The 12,664-nt window shown below is 51.9% G+C and carries 13 protein-coding genes; 5 read left to right on the top strand and 8 right to left on the bottom strand.

Features of this window, described 5'->3' with window-relative positions:
- Positions 1 to 144 precede the first annotated feature (144 nt).
- Together arfB and ACFQ1T_RS01550 are read right to left on the bottom strand one after the other, a co-directional pair.
- Positions 145 to 546 (bottom strand): alternative ribosome rescue aminoacyl-tRNA hydrolase ArfB, encoded by a 402-nt coding sequence (arfB, locus tag ACFQ1T_RS01555; protein WP_379073494.1) that lies wholly within the window; start codon positions 544 to 546, stop codon positions 145 to 147.
- Between the two features lie 19 nt (positions 547 to 565).
- Complete coding sequence (locus tag ACFQ1T_RS01550; RefSeq protein ID WP_379073493.1) at positions 566 to 2,512, bottom strand: ATP-dependent DNA helicase; 1,947 nt, start codon at positions 2,510 to 2,512, stop codon at positions 566 to 568.
- A 174-nt stretch (positions 2,513 to 2,686) separates the two neighbouring features.
- Here ACFQ1T_RS01550 and ACFQ1T_RS01545 point away from each other — a divergent pair, with 174 nt between their 5' ends.
- Positions 2,687 to 3,241: a C40 family peptidase gene (locus ACFQ1T_RS01545; protein WP_194749282.1), complete on the top strand. Its 555-nt coding sequence runs from the start codon at positions 2,687 to 2,689 to the stop codon at positions 3,239 to 3,241.
- Between the two features lie 46 nt (positions 3,242 to 3,287).
- On the opposite strand, the gene ACFQ1T_RS01540 is transcribed toward ACFQ1T_RS01545, so the two are convergent.
- Positions 3,288 to 3,575 carry a SelT/SelW/SelH family protein gene (locus ACFQ1T_RS01540; RefSeq protein WP_275356627.1) on the bottom strand — a complete coding sequence of 96 codons (288 nt, stop codon included), beginning with the start codon at positions 3,573 to 3,575 and terminating at the stop codon, positions 3,288 to 3,290.
- A gap of 172 nt (positions 3,576 to 3,747) precedes the next feature.
- On the opposite strand from ACFQ1T_RS01540, the gene ACFQ1T_RS01535 reads away from it, so the two are divergent.
- From ACFQ1T_RS01535 to ACFQ1T_RS01525, 3 genes are read left to right on the top strand one after another with little or no spacing between them, the layout of a single operon-like run.
- Positions 3,748 to 5,175 carry a S41 family peptidase gene (locus tag ACFQ1T_RS01535; RefSeq protein ID WP_194749280.1) on the top strand — a complete coding sequence of 476 codons (1,428 nt, stop codon included), beginning with the start codon at positions 3,748 to 3,750 and terminating at the stop codon, positions 5,173 to 5,175.
- A gap of 54 nt (positions 5,176 to 5,229) precedes the next feature.
- Positions 5,230 to 5,871, top strand: coding sequence for a 2-polyprenyl-3-methyl-6-methoxy-1,4-benzoquinone monooxygenase (gene coq7, locus ACFQ1T_RS01530; RefSeq protein ID WP_275356626.1), 642 nt, complete (start codon positions 5,230 to 5,232; stop codon positions 5,869 to 5,871).
- A gap of 26 nt (positions 5,872 to 5,897) precedes the next feature.
- On the top strand, positions 5,898 to 6,215 hold the full coding sequence (locus ACFQ1T_RS01525; RefSeq protein ID WP_194749278.1) for a DUF2322 family protein: 318 nt from the start codon (positions 5,898 to 5,900) through the stop codon (positions 6,213 to 6,215).
- A gap of 47 nt (positions 6,216 to 6,262) precedes the next feature.
- Here the strand turns inward: ACFQ1T_RS01525 and ACFQ1T_RS01520 are convergent, their stop codons facing one another.
- The 5 genes from ACFQ1T_RS01520 to bioA form a co-directional block, all read right to left on the bottom strand.
- The gene (locus ACFQ1T_RS01520; protein ID WP_379073492.1) at positions 6,263 to 6,670 is read right to left on the bottom strand and encodes a VOC family protein; all 408 of its coding nucleotides are present in this window, start codon (positions 6,668 to 6,670) and stop codon (positions 6,263 to 6,265) included.
- Between the two features lie 48 nt (positions 6,671 to 6,718).
- Positions 6,719 to 7,144, bottom strand: coding sequence for an OsmC family protein (locus ACFQ1T_RS01515; protein ID WP_194749276.1), 426 nt, complete (start codon positions 7,142 to 7,144; stop codon positions 6,719 to 6,721).
- A 53-nt stretch (positions 7,145 to 7,197) separates the two neighbouring features.
- A complete protein-coding gene (locus ACFQ1T_RS01510) occupies positions 7,198 to 7,611 on the bottom strand; it encodes an FKBP-type peptidyl-prolyl cis-trans isomerase (protein ID WP_194749413.1) in 414 nt (137 codons plus the stop codon).
- Between the two features lie 293 nt (positions 7,612 to 7,904).
- Positions 7,905 to 9,314, bottom strand: coding sequence for a D-alanyl-D-alanine carboxypeptidase/D-alanyl-D-alanine endopeptidase (gene dacB / locus ACFQ1T_RS01505; RefSeq protein ID WP_379073491.1), 1,410 nt, complete (start codon positions 9,312 to 9,314; stop codon positions 7,905 to 7,907).
- Positions 9,314 to 10,630, bottom strand: a complete 1,317-nt coding sequence (bioA, locus tag ACFQ1T_RS01500) for an adenosylmethionine--8-amino-7-oxononanoate transaminase (protein WP_379073490.1) — start codon at positions 10,628 to 10,630, stop codon at positions 9,314 to 9,316. Before bioA ends, dacB begins: the two co-directional genes overlap by 1 nt.
- Positions 10,631 to 10,704: 74 nt before the next feature.
- On the opposite strand from bioA, the gene ACFQ1T_RS01495 reads away from it, so the two are divergent.
- The gene (locus ACFQ1T_RS01495) at positions 10,705 to 12,639 is read left to right on the top strand and encodes a peptidase U32 family protein (RefSeq protein ID WP_379073489.1); all 1,935 of its coding nucleotides are present in this window, start codon (positions 10,705 to 10,707) and stop codon (positions 12,637 to 12,639) included.
- The last annotated feature ends 25 nt before the right edge of the window (positions 12,640 to 12,664 follow it).

Here is a 12,664-nt window from a genome sequence, read left to right as displayed (position 1 = left end):
GTTAGCTGACTGCCTCATCGGTAATGAGGCAGTCACAATAAAAAGCCGTCACACGCCTTACCATGCGTTGTGATGGCTTTTTTATTTTGCGCACGCAAAAAACGCTTTCAACCCATACAGCGGCCAAGCAAAAGTATGTCTTGTTTATGCTTCATCCAGCACCTTGCCCCTGCCCTGTTTAACGACCCCACGCAGCAACTTCCCGGTCACCCTTCTTTTTTTCGAAGCCAGTGTTGGCCGGGTCGCATGGCGTACCGGGTTCACATGACTCGCCGCTTCGACAATCGCATGCAACCGGGCAATCGCATCGCGCTTATTCGCTTCTTGCGTGCGGTATTGTTGCGCCTTGATTACCAGCACACCTTCTGCACTGATGCGCTGGTCTTTGCGACTGAGCAAGCGGGCTTTCACGGCCTCACTGAGGCTGGAGGCTTGGATATCAAACCGCAAATGGATGGCAGACGAAACTTTATTGACGTTTTGACCACCTGCGCCTTGGGCGCGAATGGCAGTGAGGGTATATTCGTGAGCGGCAATCTCAAGCATGGCGCGCAATCCTCACAAATCAAGAAACCCCATTGATCAGTGCAAAGAAGTCTTCCACCTCTTGTTGCACACGTGTGCGTTTGAATGGAGGCAGACTTTGCCAGATACGGCGGCCATAAGGTTTATCCACCAAGCGCGGATCGCAAATCATCAATACCCCCACATCCTGCTCATCCCGAATCAAACGCCCGGCGCCCTGTTTGAGGGTAATCACAGCATAGGGCAACTGGTACTCCATAAAGGCATTCTTGCCTTCGGCGTTCATTTTGTCGATGCGGGCGGCCAGGACCGGATCATCGGGCGGCGCAAACGGTAGCTTGTCGATAATGACGCAGGACAAAGCCTCGCCGCGCACATCCACACCCTCCCAAAAGCTTTGCGAGCCGACGAGGACGGCATTGCCATGACTGCGGAAGCGATCCAGCAATTCGGTGCGGTTACTCTCGCCTTGCATCAGCAGGGGGTAATTGAGGCCAAGTTCTTCAAACGCATTTTTGAGCAACGCATGCACTTCGCGCATGGCCTTAAGTGAAGTACACAGCACAAACGCGCGGCCACGGCTGGCTTGCAGCACAGGCAAACTGACAGCGGCAACGGCAGCGGCATAAGCACTGCTATTCGGTTCAGGCATACCCGTAGGCACATATAGCAACGCTTGCTGACCGTAATCAAACGGACTTTGCCAGTGCCGGGTTTGCGCCGCCAACAGCCCCATCTGGCTCTGGTAATGGCTAAAATCACTTTTAACGGCCAGCGTGGCTGAGGTAAAAATCCAGGCACGCGGCTGCGCATTGAGTTGCTTGCCAAAGCCATCCGCCACACTGAGGGGGGTCGCATGTAACTGTACACTTTGGCTAAATACCTCGACCCAGCGCACAAGATTGGCGTGATTGCCTTTCAACCAGGCTTGCAACAGGGCCAGCAATGCTTCACCGCGTTGCCAGCACTTCTCCAGCAGCGGATCACGACCAGCTTGGGTTTCTAGTACCGCGGTCAGGGCGGCGAGTGTTTCCAGCATGCGCTGAAAAGCCTCATCAAAATTTTTCATGGTTTGCGCCTTTTGTGCCTGCATACGCGAACCTTCAAACTGGAACACCAGCCTGAAATCTCGGCATGCCTTTTCCAACGGCGGCACCGCTTCACTCAGCGCAACACAATCCTTGGCCAGGCTCAGGTAAGCCATCTGACTATCCCGCGCCAGATCCATCAACTGTGAGGTGGAGATATCCTCGCCAAAAAAGAGCCCAGCCACCTCAGGCAATTGATGCGCCTCGTCAAACACCACGGTATTGGCGCTGGGTAACAACTCGGCCACGCCCTCATCGCGCAACATGACATCGGCGAAAAACAAATGATGGTTGACCACGACCACATCGGCCGCCAATGCCTGCTTGCGTGCTTCCATGACAAAACATTGCTTGTAAAACTGGCAATCTTGGCCGACACAGTTATCGCGGGTGGAGGTCACTTGTTGCCAAACGGTCGCTTGTTCCGGCACTTCGACCAACTCTGCTTTATCACCAGTCTGGCTATGTTCAGCAAAGCTTTGCAGGATAGGAATATATTGTGCGTCCTCGCGCGACTGAAAGCGCCCTTCTTGGCTGGCACGTTGCAAGTGATAATGGCAGAGATAGTTGGCGCGCCCTTTGAGCATGGCAACAGACACGGGCACTTTGAGCGCTTCGCGTACCGCTGGCAAATCCCGTTGAAAGAGCTGATCTTGCAGGGTTTTGGTGCCGGTAGAAATAATGACCTTGCCCCCCGACAACAGCGCAGGCACCAGATAAGCATAGGTTTTACCGGTGCCGGTGCCAGCCTCGGCGACCAACTGCTGTTGCTGCTCAATCGCTTCGGCGATGGCCAGCGCCATTTCCTGTTGCTGCGGGCGGCTGCGGAAATCGGGCATGGCTTGTGCCAAAGACCCGTTTTCTGAAAATGCCGAACTGACTTGCTGCGCTAAAGACATGTGTAATTATCCCATGAGCATTGCCAAAACAGACAGCACTTTTGCGACTTTCAGTCAGTCAAGCAACGTACAAAAGGCGCCAAATACTTGCATATCAATATAAAATATGGCATGGTTTAGCCTGTAAAACTTTTTAAACCGCTTCAAATTCAATATAACAAGCCCTTGATTGTGATGAATAAATCCATTTTCCGGCTGGCAGCCTTACTCGTGAGTGTACTGCTCTGCCAGTGCAAAAGCGTTGCCGCGCCCGGGGATGACAAGCGCTGGCAAAACGCCTACAGTTACTCTCAAGCGCAGGTGATGGAGAGTCAGTCCGGCGTCTCTGGCAGCTGGTCTGAAAAGGTCGAGGAAATCATGATCCGCGCCTTAAGCCTGACCGGGGTCAATTACAAATATGGCGGACGCAGCCCTGAAACCGGCTTTGACTGCAGCGGCTTTGTACAGTATGTGTTCATGAATGCTGCTCAGATTGCGCTCCCCCCTTCAGCCCGTACCATTAGCGAAATGGGCAACACCGTCAAACGTGAGGAATTGCAACCGGGCGACCTGGTCTTTTTCAACACCCTTAAATCTGCGTTTTCGCATGTGGGCATTTATGTCGGCAATAACCAGTTTATCCACGCGCCACGCGCGGGTGCAAAGGTACGCATTGAAAACATGGATGAGCGCTACTGGAAATCGCGCTATAACGGTGCCAAGCGACTTGAGGTAGAAGCGTCTCAATAACCGTCATCAACTCTTCAGGATGACGACCAGCCTCCTTCCAGCCCGCTTAAGGACTGACTGGCGTATCGCTGTGCCCGAGCGAACGCTCGGGATCAATCACATCACGGATCAGCTGTTTCAACTCCTTGGCTTCTGGAAAGCGCCCTGCGGCTTTGCGTGAAAAAATCACCACACCATCACAGCGCACCTCCAAAATACCGCCCGTTCCAGGGACGAGATTGACTGACTTCAAATCGCCATCAAACGTGGTTAACAGCTCCTGCGCCAGCCAGGCAGCCCGTAACAACCATCGGCACTGTGTACAAAACTCGATTTCTACGATAGGCTTTTGCATGTTTTTCTCTAAACAATTATTTGCTAGAAGAGTATAGTCAATTTTATTGAAATAGCGGAAAATGAACTTAACAGCGTTCTATCTACTCTCTGCAACAGGCTGACATCAACTGATGCATCCTGATTCTGAATAAAGTAATATTCTTCGCTTATTTGATCACACAAGGCATGGTATGCGTTCCAAATTAGAAAAGTTCGGCTTGCTGGGTGCAGGCGTATTTGTAGGGATTCTGGTCAGTATCAATATTTCTGCATGGGCAGACCGGACCTCAGTCTCTCAATTACCTATTGATGAATTACGCGTCTTCGCCGAAGTCTTTGCCAAAGTAAAATCTGATTACGTTGAGCCTGTAGAGGACAAGAAGCTGATCAACGAAGCTTTGTCCGGCATGCTGCAAGGCCTGGACCCACACTCAACCTTTATGGATGCCGATGCTTATAAAGAGCTGCAAGCAGGTACGCAAGGTGAGTTTGGCGGACTGGGAATTGAAGTCGCCATGGAAGACGGCCTGGTCAAAGTAGTTACGCCGATTGAAGATAGCCCGGCTTATAAAGCAGGTCTCAAGTCTGGTGACCTGATCATGAAACTGGATGATGCCCAAGTACGTGGTATGACGCTGAATGATGCAGTTAAACGCATGCGTGGCGTTCCAGACACCAAAATTACATTGACCGTGATTCGTAAAGGCGAGGACAAACCGCTGACCTTCACCCTGACACGTGCCATTATCAAGTCACAAAGCGTGAAGAACAAATGGATTGAACAAGGTTACGGCTATGTTCGTATCACCCAGTTCCAGGAACGCACTGGTGAAGATTTGGCCAGAGCGCTCAAAAACTTGCGTGCAGAAAATAAAGGCCCGCTCAAAGGCTTGGTGCTCGACCTGCGTAACAACCCAGGCGGTTTGCTGGATGCGGCCGTAGGCGTCTCTGCCGCGTTCCTGCCCAAGGATGACTTAGTTGTGTACACCGAAGGTCGTGTTGCTGATTCCAAGATGCGCCTGAATGCAACCCCTCTGGATTATGCGCGTCGCGGCAAGTCTGATTACCTTAAAGATTTGCCAGAAGAGTTTAAATCGGTGCCTATCGTCGTGCTGATCAATGCCGGCTCAGCCTCTGCTTCAGAGATTGTGGCTGGGGCGTTGCAAGACCACAAACGAGCAACCATTATGGGCATCCAAAGCTTTGGCAAGGGCTCTGTGCAAACCATATTGCCGATGAACAATGGCAGCGCAATCAAATTGACCACAGCGCGCTATTTCACGCCCAATGGCCGTTCGATTCAAGCCAAGGGCATTGTGCCGGACGTGACGGTGGATGATGGTTCCGATCCTAGCCTGAGCCTGCATGAAGCAGACTTGAAGCGGCACTTGTCCAACCCGACCGATGGCAAGAATGCGACTGACAGCAAATCCGTTGACGAGGCAAAATCACGTGCGGCTGCCGAAAAACTCAAGGAAGAAAAACATGCTGAAACACGTGGCCCGATTGAGCCAGCCACTCAGGATGACTTCCAGTTTGTTCAGGCCATGAACTTACTCAAAGGCTTGCCTGTTCAAAAAGCGCCAGAACCTGCTAAAGTAAGCGCAACCAAACCATAATGTTCTGCCTGTTTACACCCGCAGGTGTAAACAGGCCTTACTTGAGACACCACTATGCTGAACTTGCCGCCGCTGACACTAGACAAAGCCATCGCCGTCATGGATATGGGTTTGCGTACGGTGTTCAGCCCGGCAGTCTCCAGCCGCCCTTACCCACCCGCGGAAACCACCCCCGACACGTTAAGTGACCGCGAACGCAAACATGCCGCGGCACTCATGCGCATCAACCATGTCGGCGAAGTCTGCGCACAAGCCTTGTACAGTGGTCAAGCCCTGGTTTCACGTGACCCGGCCAATGTAGAGGCGCTTAAACAAGCGTCTCGTGAAGAGGTGGATCATCTTGCCTGGTGCGAACAACGGATTCAAGAGTTGGGGGGGCGCAAGAGTCTGCTCAATCCGCTCTGGTACGGTGCCAGTTTTGGCATGGGTATCACAGCCGGCCTGCTTGGCGACAAGTGGAATCTGGGCTTTCTGGCGGAAACAGAACATCAAGTTTCTGCACATTTGCAAAGTCACCTGCAACAGCTCCCGGCTCACGATACCGCGTCCAAAGCGATTGTGGCGCAAATGAAAGAAGACGAAGAGCACCACGCCCATACCGCAGAGCAACTGGGCGGCGCCAGGTTGCCAGCGCCAGTCAAACTGGCCATGCGGCTGGCTTCAAAAGTGATGACGCGCACCGCGTATCACTTGTAATGATTTGTAGTAACCTAGAGTCAACCATGCAAAAATTTAGTGACAATCTTCTGATGCTGGACAGTGCGGATCACGTCAAACGCATTGAACTGTATGATGAAAGCAATCAGCCTGCCGGGATCATCGAGAACAAACCTGGCACCCAAGGCTCCATCAAGATTTACCATCATCTGTTCAAAGTCTTTGGTGAAATTAACACCGATGCAGCGGTAGAGGGATTGGCCTTATACGCCGAACATACCGAGGATGCGGAAGATCATCCAGGCAAGCATCCCAATATCGACCGCTTGCTCAATGTGTTAGATAAAGAGCTGACGCTCAATATCAAGCTCATTACCGAGTAGCGCCAAACAAAAAAGCCTCTAACACTAGAGGCTTTTTTAATGTCCAGTCACGCAATCGCCGCGAGATGCCGGACGATGGGCGGGTGATAGATAAACTCGAGCAAATGGCCGACACTGTCGAGGCAGTAAAAGCCACGGGAGCCGTCCCGATGGCTTTTTGGCGCTTCTGTAATGCGCACATCATGCGCCACCATATGCGCATACCAGTCATCCACCGACTGCGCATCTGTCAGCACAAAGCCAATATGATCCAGCCGTTGCATCGGGTCCGGTGTATAACTGACGCGGTGCAAGGCAAACACATCGCCATGATTGGTCAAATACACATTGTCAGGATCGGGCTGCCACTCGATTTGCATGCCCACCACCCGCGTGTAAAAATCCACGGCTGACTCCAGCTCCTTGATAAACAGCGCGACGTGACGAATGCCTATCATGCCTTTTGGAATACTCATGCCACGCTCCGTTGATTGATTATGTCAGCCAGTGTCATCATGCGTAGATTAGTCAAAGGTCGGCGCCTTGATTTCGAAGCCGTGTGTGATCTCGCAGGCTTTTTGCAGCATGATGCTGGCCGAGCAATATTTTTCGGCAGACAGTTTTACCGCACGCTCCACTTGGGACGCATTCAGGCCTTCACCCGTCACCACAAAATGCACATGAATTTTGGTAAACACCTTGGGCACCGTATCAGCGCGCTCGGCCTGAATCTGCGCGACACAATCCACAATGGGCTGACGGGCTTTCTTCAGGATCGTTACCACGTCAAATGAAGTGCATGCGCCCATCCCGATCAGCAGCATCTCCATGGGACGCATGCCAATATTACGGCCACCATTTTCTGGCGCACCATCGAGTACCACGGCATGGCCTGTTTCAGACTCACCGACAAAACTGACCCCATCTATCCACTTCACCTGGACTTGCATCTAAACTCTCATTTCACAAGGATAAAAACGTATGTCAACGATACGGCTAGTGTTTATTTTACGCCCAGCAACTCAACATCAAACACCAACGGCGCATTCGGCGGAATCACACCACCTGCACCACGGGCACCGTAGCCCATCTCAGAAGGGATAATCAAGGTGCGCTTGCCGCCCACTTTCATGCCCTGCACCCCCGTATCCCAACCTTCAATCACTTGGCCACCACCAAGAAAAAAGTTAAACGGCGAATTGCGATCCAGGCTACTATCGAACTTCTGGCCTTTATGATCGGCTTTGTTGGCGTCATAGAGCCAACCGGTGTAATGCACAGTGACATTAAAACCAACTTCAGCCTCGCGACCAGTGCCTACCACCGTATCAATTTTTTGTAATTCAGTCACCTTGGCAGACATTTGCGTAGCTTCCTTTGTATTCGCAGAGTTAGATTGCGCCTGGCAACCCGTCATGGTCAACAGCATCAACAAGCTGCAACCGATTAATTTCATTCCAGATTTCATGTATTTGCTCCCAGAAAACGTCCGTCATTTTACGCGCTTTTATCCACAAATTCTTTAGTGCGTTGTTCAACCCAGATTTTCTATTAGGACTTGAAATGACAACGAAGGACAGTTTGATGGATTTTTTACGGAAATTTGAGGGTAATAGTCATTCTATTGGCCGAAAATTTACGCAAAAAAGACGCAAAATGGACAAGTTGGCATTCAAGTAGATTGAAAATCGCCTAATGGAAAATCTGGGTTCAATAACCTTCTATCAGTTGTTTTAATAACAGATCCTGCACCGCACGCACGGCCGATGCCCGCGCATGGTTAGCGACGATCACCAGCACATAGCGTTTGCCCGCCTGATCCTGCACATAGCCAGCCAGACTGCTCACGCCCTCAAGCGAGCCGGTTTTGAGATAAGCCATGCCTTTGCTCGTGCTATCGGCCAGTCGCTTTTTGGTGGTGCCATCCATGCCTAAGATGGGCAAAGAAGCCATAAACACTGGCATCACCGGACGCTGATAGGCTGTGACGAGCAACTGCGCCAAATGTTCCGCACTGATACGCTCATTGCGCGACAAACCAGACCCATTTTCAAGCACCAGTTCATAAAACACCAACCCACGCTGACGCAAAACCTGCTTGAGTGCCAAAGCAGCTCCGGCTTCATCCGCGGGCGTAAACCCGGCGTCTTGCGCAATCGTCAGCATCACCTGGCGCGCCATGATATTGTTGCTCCACTTATTGATGTCGCGCACCACCGAATCCAGCGGTGGCGATGACCAGGTCGTGAGCGGGATCGCCGCATCCGTGACCGGAGCCAGTGCCAATTGTCCGTTAAACTGCCCGCCCAATTGCGCCCACAGTTTTTTAAACGTGGCATACACATATTGCGTATCAGACAGCACGCTCAACTCAAGGTAGCGCTCATCACATTGCTCGGGCAGTGTGCCACTAAAGGCCACGGTGACCCCATCCGTCTGCGGGGTGACGCTGTAATGCAAGTCACTGCGCCAGTCATTGCACGCCCCTTTGCGCGCTTGCATGGTGTTGATGATATGGATATTCGGCAACTCAAATTCTTGCGCGATGAGCACGGCGGGCTTATTCGCCTGACTGCTGACCGAAAAACGGAAGCTGGTATTGCGGCCATTGAGCAATAGCGCACTGGGGTTGGCGTTGTAGGCGCGCCAAGGTTCATCATCCAGCACGGGCCGTTGGCTGACTTCAGGCGCATATAGGGTTAAATCGAGTAGCAGATTGCCTTTGATCTGGCGCACGCCTTGTTGCTGTATTTGTTGCAACAAGCGCCAGAACTCTGCAACATTGAGTGCCGGGTCACCTGCGCCTTTGATGATCAAATCACCCTCAAGCACGCCTTGATTGAGCGGCCCATTGCGATAGACTTCGGTTTTCCAGCGATAGGCAGGCGTCAGCGCCTCTAGCGCAGCATAGGTGGTGACCAGCTTCATGACGCTGGCGGGATTCATGGCTTTGGACGCATGATGGCTGATCAAAGGCGGCCCGCCTTCCACCGGCTGTACAACAATTGCTACACTCTCAAGCGGCAGTTGCGCTTTGGCGAGTGCGTCTTGCAAACTGGCGGGCAAGGCCGCCTGCGCCAGCGCCGGCCACAGACTGGCAAACAGTAGCCACCAGCGCATTACATGCTCTCCATCACCGCTGCCCGTGTAGCTTCCACCAGATGCTGCTGATCCGATTGCGTCAGGCAATAGGGCGGCATCCAGTAAACGGTGTTGCCGATTGGCCGCAACAGCAGGCCATGCTTTAAGGCCGCGGCATAACAATCCCGCGCGAACTGCGGGTTTTGCGTCACGACCTCAAAAGCCGTAATCATGCCGCGCTGGCGCACATGTTGCATGGCAAAATCATAGTGCTCAACGGCGCTCAGCAAAGTCTGCGCTGTCTCACGGTTTTGCCCCAGCACATCCGAAGCCGCAAACAGCTGTAGCGTCGCGAGCGCGGCACTGCAAGCGAGGGGATTACCGGTATAACTATGGCTGTGTAAAAAGCCTTTGACGGTCTGGTCGTGATAAAAAGCTTGATAAACATCATCAGTCGTCAACACCACGGACAAAGGTAAGTAACCGCCGGTGATGCCTTTAGACAGGCAAATAAAATCTGCAATCTCACTCACTTTTTCACCTGCCTGCTCACAGGCAAACAAGGTGCCGGTACGGCCAAAACCAACGGCGATTTCATCGGCGATCAAATGCACCTGGTAACGGCTGCAAACTTCACGCGCCCGTTGCAAATACACTGGGTGATACATCGCCATGCCTGCTGCGCCTTGTACCAAAGGCTCGATAATAAACGCAGCCAGGGTGGCATGATGCTCGGCCACATAGGCTTCCAGCGCCTCAGCACAACGTAAGGCGTAGGCCTCGGCAGACTCACCCGCTTCAGCCAACCGGCTATCCGGGCTAGGCATTTGCGCCGACTGCAAAATCAGGGGTGCATAGGTGTCTTTAAAAATGGCGACATCGGTCACACTGAGTGCACCCAGCGTTTCGCCGTGATAGCTATTTTGCAAGCTAATGAATTTAGTTTTTTCCGGTTGCCCGATATTGCGCCAGTAATGAAAACTCATCTTCAGTGCAATCTCGGTAGCACTGGCACCATCTGAGCCATAAAAGGCGTGACCCAAGCCAGTTAATGCCGACAGCTGTTCTGAAAGCGCCACCACGGGTTCGTGCGTAAAGCCGGCCAGCATCACATGCTCTAACTGATCAAGCTGGGCTTTGATTGCCTCTTTAATGACTGGCTGGTTATGCCCAAATAAATTGACCCACCAACTGCTGACGGCGTCGAGGTAACCCTTGCCTTCACTATCAAACAACCAGGCACCTTCGCCACGTGCAATTGGCACCAAAGGGTAACGTTCATGATGTTTCATTTGCGTGCATGGATGCCACACGCTGCGCAGGCTACGCTGCAATAAATCCTGATTTCCACTCATGGTGCTATTTTAAACCAAGCGTAAATAGCATGCTTGGTTTAAAATAGCGTCTTAAATCAAGTTCTTACCTCTGCATGCAAAAAACCCGCAAACATCTCGAACTGCTCGCCCCGGCCAAAAATGCCGATTTCGGTATTGAAGCCATTAACCATGGTGCCGATGCCGTGTATATCGGTGGCCCGGCCTTTGGCGCGCGTGCCAAAGCACCAAATACCGTTCAGGATATTGCCAGGTTAGTGCAGCATGCGCATCGCTTTCATGCTGAGGTATTTGTCGCCTTAAATACCATTTTTCATGATAACGAACTCGAAGGTGTTCGCCAGTTGGTGCATCAGCTATACGACAGCGGTGTCGATGCGCTGATCGTGCAGGATATGGGTTTACTAGAACTCGACTTGCCACCGATCCAACTACATGCCAGTACACAAACCGATATCCGTACCGTTGAAAAAGCACAGTTTCTGGATCAAGTCGGCTTTAGCCAGATCGTACTGGCACGCGAACTGGATATTGCCACGGTGAAGAAAATTGCCGATGCCACCGCTGCCAACCTGGAATATTTTATTCACGGCGCACTTTGCGTCGCGTTTAGTGGCCAGTGTTTTATCAGCCACGCGCATACCGGCCGCAGTGCTAACCGTGGGGAATGCTCACAAGAGTGCCGCTTGCCTTACACACTGGAAGACCAGAAAGGTCGCATTATCGGCAAAAACAAACATTACCTGTCGATGAAAGACAATGATCAGAGCGCCAACTTACGCGCCCTGATCGCCGCCGGTGTCAGCAGCTTTAAAATTGAGGGCCGCTACAAAGACTTGCCATATGTAAAAAATGCCACTGCGCATTACCGCCAACTGCTTGATGAAATTCTGAAAGAAATGCCGGAATACGCGAAGTCTTCCGCCGGACATGCCACCTACACATTTACCCCGCAACCGGAAAAAACTTTTAACCGCAGTTCCACCGATTATTTCGCCAATGGCCGCCAGGCCGATATCGGCGCGTTTGATACACCCAAATTTGCCGGCGAAGAACTGGGTAAAGTGCGTAAGGTGGGTAAAGATTTTATTGATGTGGCGACCGACATAGAACTTCACAACGGTGACGGTGTATGCTTTTTTGATGTACACAAAGAACTGGTTGGCCTGCGCGTAAACACGGTGCAAGCGCTGGATAAATACACCTACCGCCTGTTTCCAAACGAAATGCCAGCGGATATTCGCAACAACACGCAGCTTTACCGCAACCGAGACCATGCCTTTATGCGTTTGCTGGAAAAAGATTCAGCCTCGCGCAAAATTGCGATTGATGCTGCCTTTTACGAAACGCCTGATGGCTTTGCCTTAACACTCACCGATGAACAAGGCTTCAGCGCGACCTCCCAATGCAGTGCAGAAAAACAATTGGCCAATGATGTCGAAAAAGCGGAAACCAGCTTGCGTGAAAACCTGGCAAAACTAGGCAATACCGATTTTATTGCCAGAGATATAGGTCTCGAGCTGACCCAGCCCTGGTTTTTACCAGCGTCCACAGTCAATCAACTGCGCCGTGATGCCGTTGAGCAACTGGTCGATATCAGAACACTAGCTTACGAGCGTCCACTATTGCGTGCAGCAGCCGAACCACCCGCCATTTATCCGCAAGATAGCCTGAGTTATTTAGCCAACGTCTATAACCAGAAAGCACGCGACTTTTATCACAAGCATGGCGTCAAACTCATCGCCAGCGCTTATGAGGCCAATGAAGAGCTAGATGAAGTACCGGTGATGATTACCAAGCACTGTCTGCGTTTTAGCCACGGCCTATGCCCCAAAGAAGCCAAAGGCGTCATCGGTGTACAAGGCACGGTGACGGCTGAGCCCATGACGCTGATCAGTGGTAACGACAGATACACGCTGAAATTCGACTGCAAACCTTGCGAAATGCATGTGATGGGCAAAGTGCGCAAACACATCTTGCAAATGCCACCACCACAACCGATTGCATTTTTCGATAAACGCCCGGCATAAGTCCACCTACCACGCAACCAGCCGC

Source organism: Methylophilus glucosoxydans, from assembly GCF_042676145.1.
In the GTDB taxonomy this organism is placed as follows: domain Bacteria; phylum Pseudomonadota; class Gammaproteobacteria; order Burkholderiales; family Methylophilaceae; genus Methylophilus; species Methylophilus glucosoxydans.
This window is presented reverse-complemented; position numbering and strand designations above follow the sequence as displayed.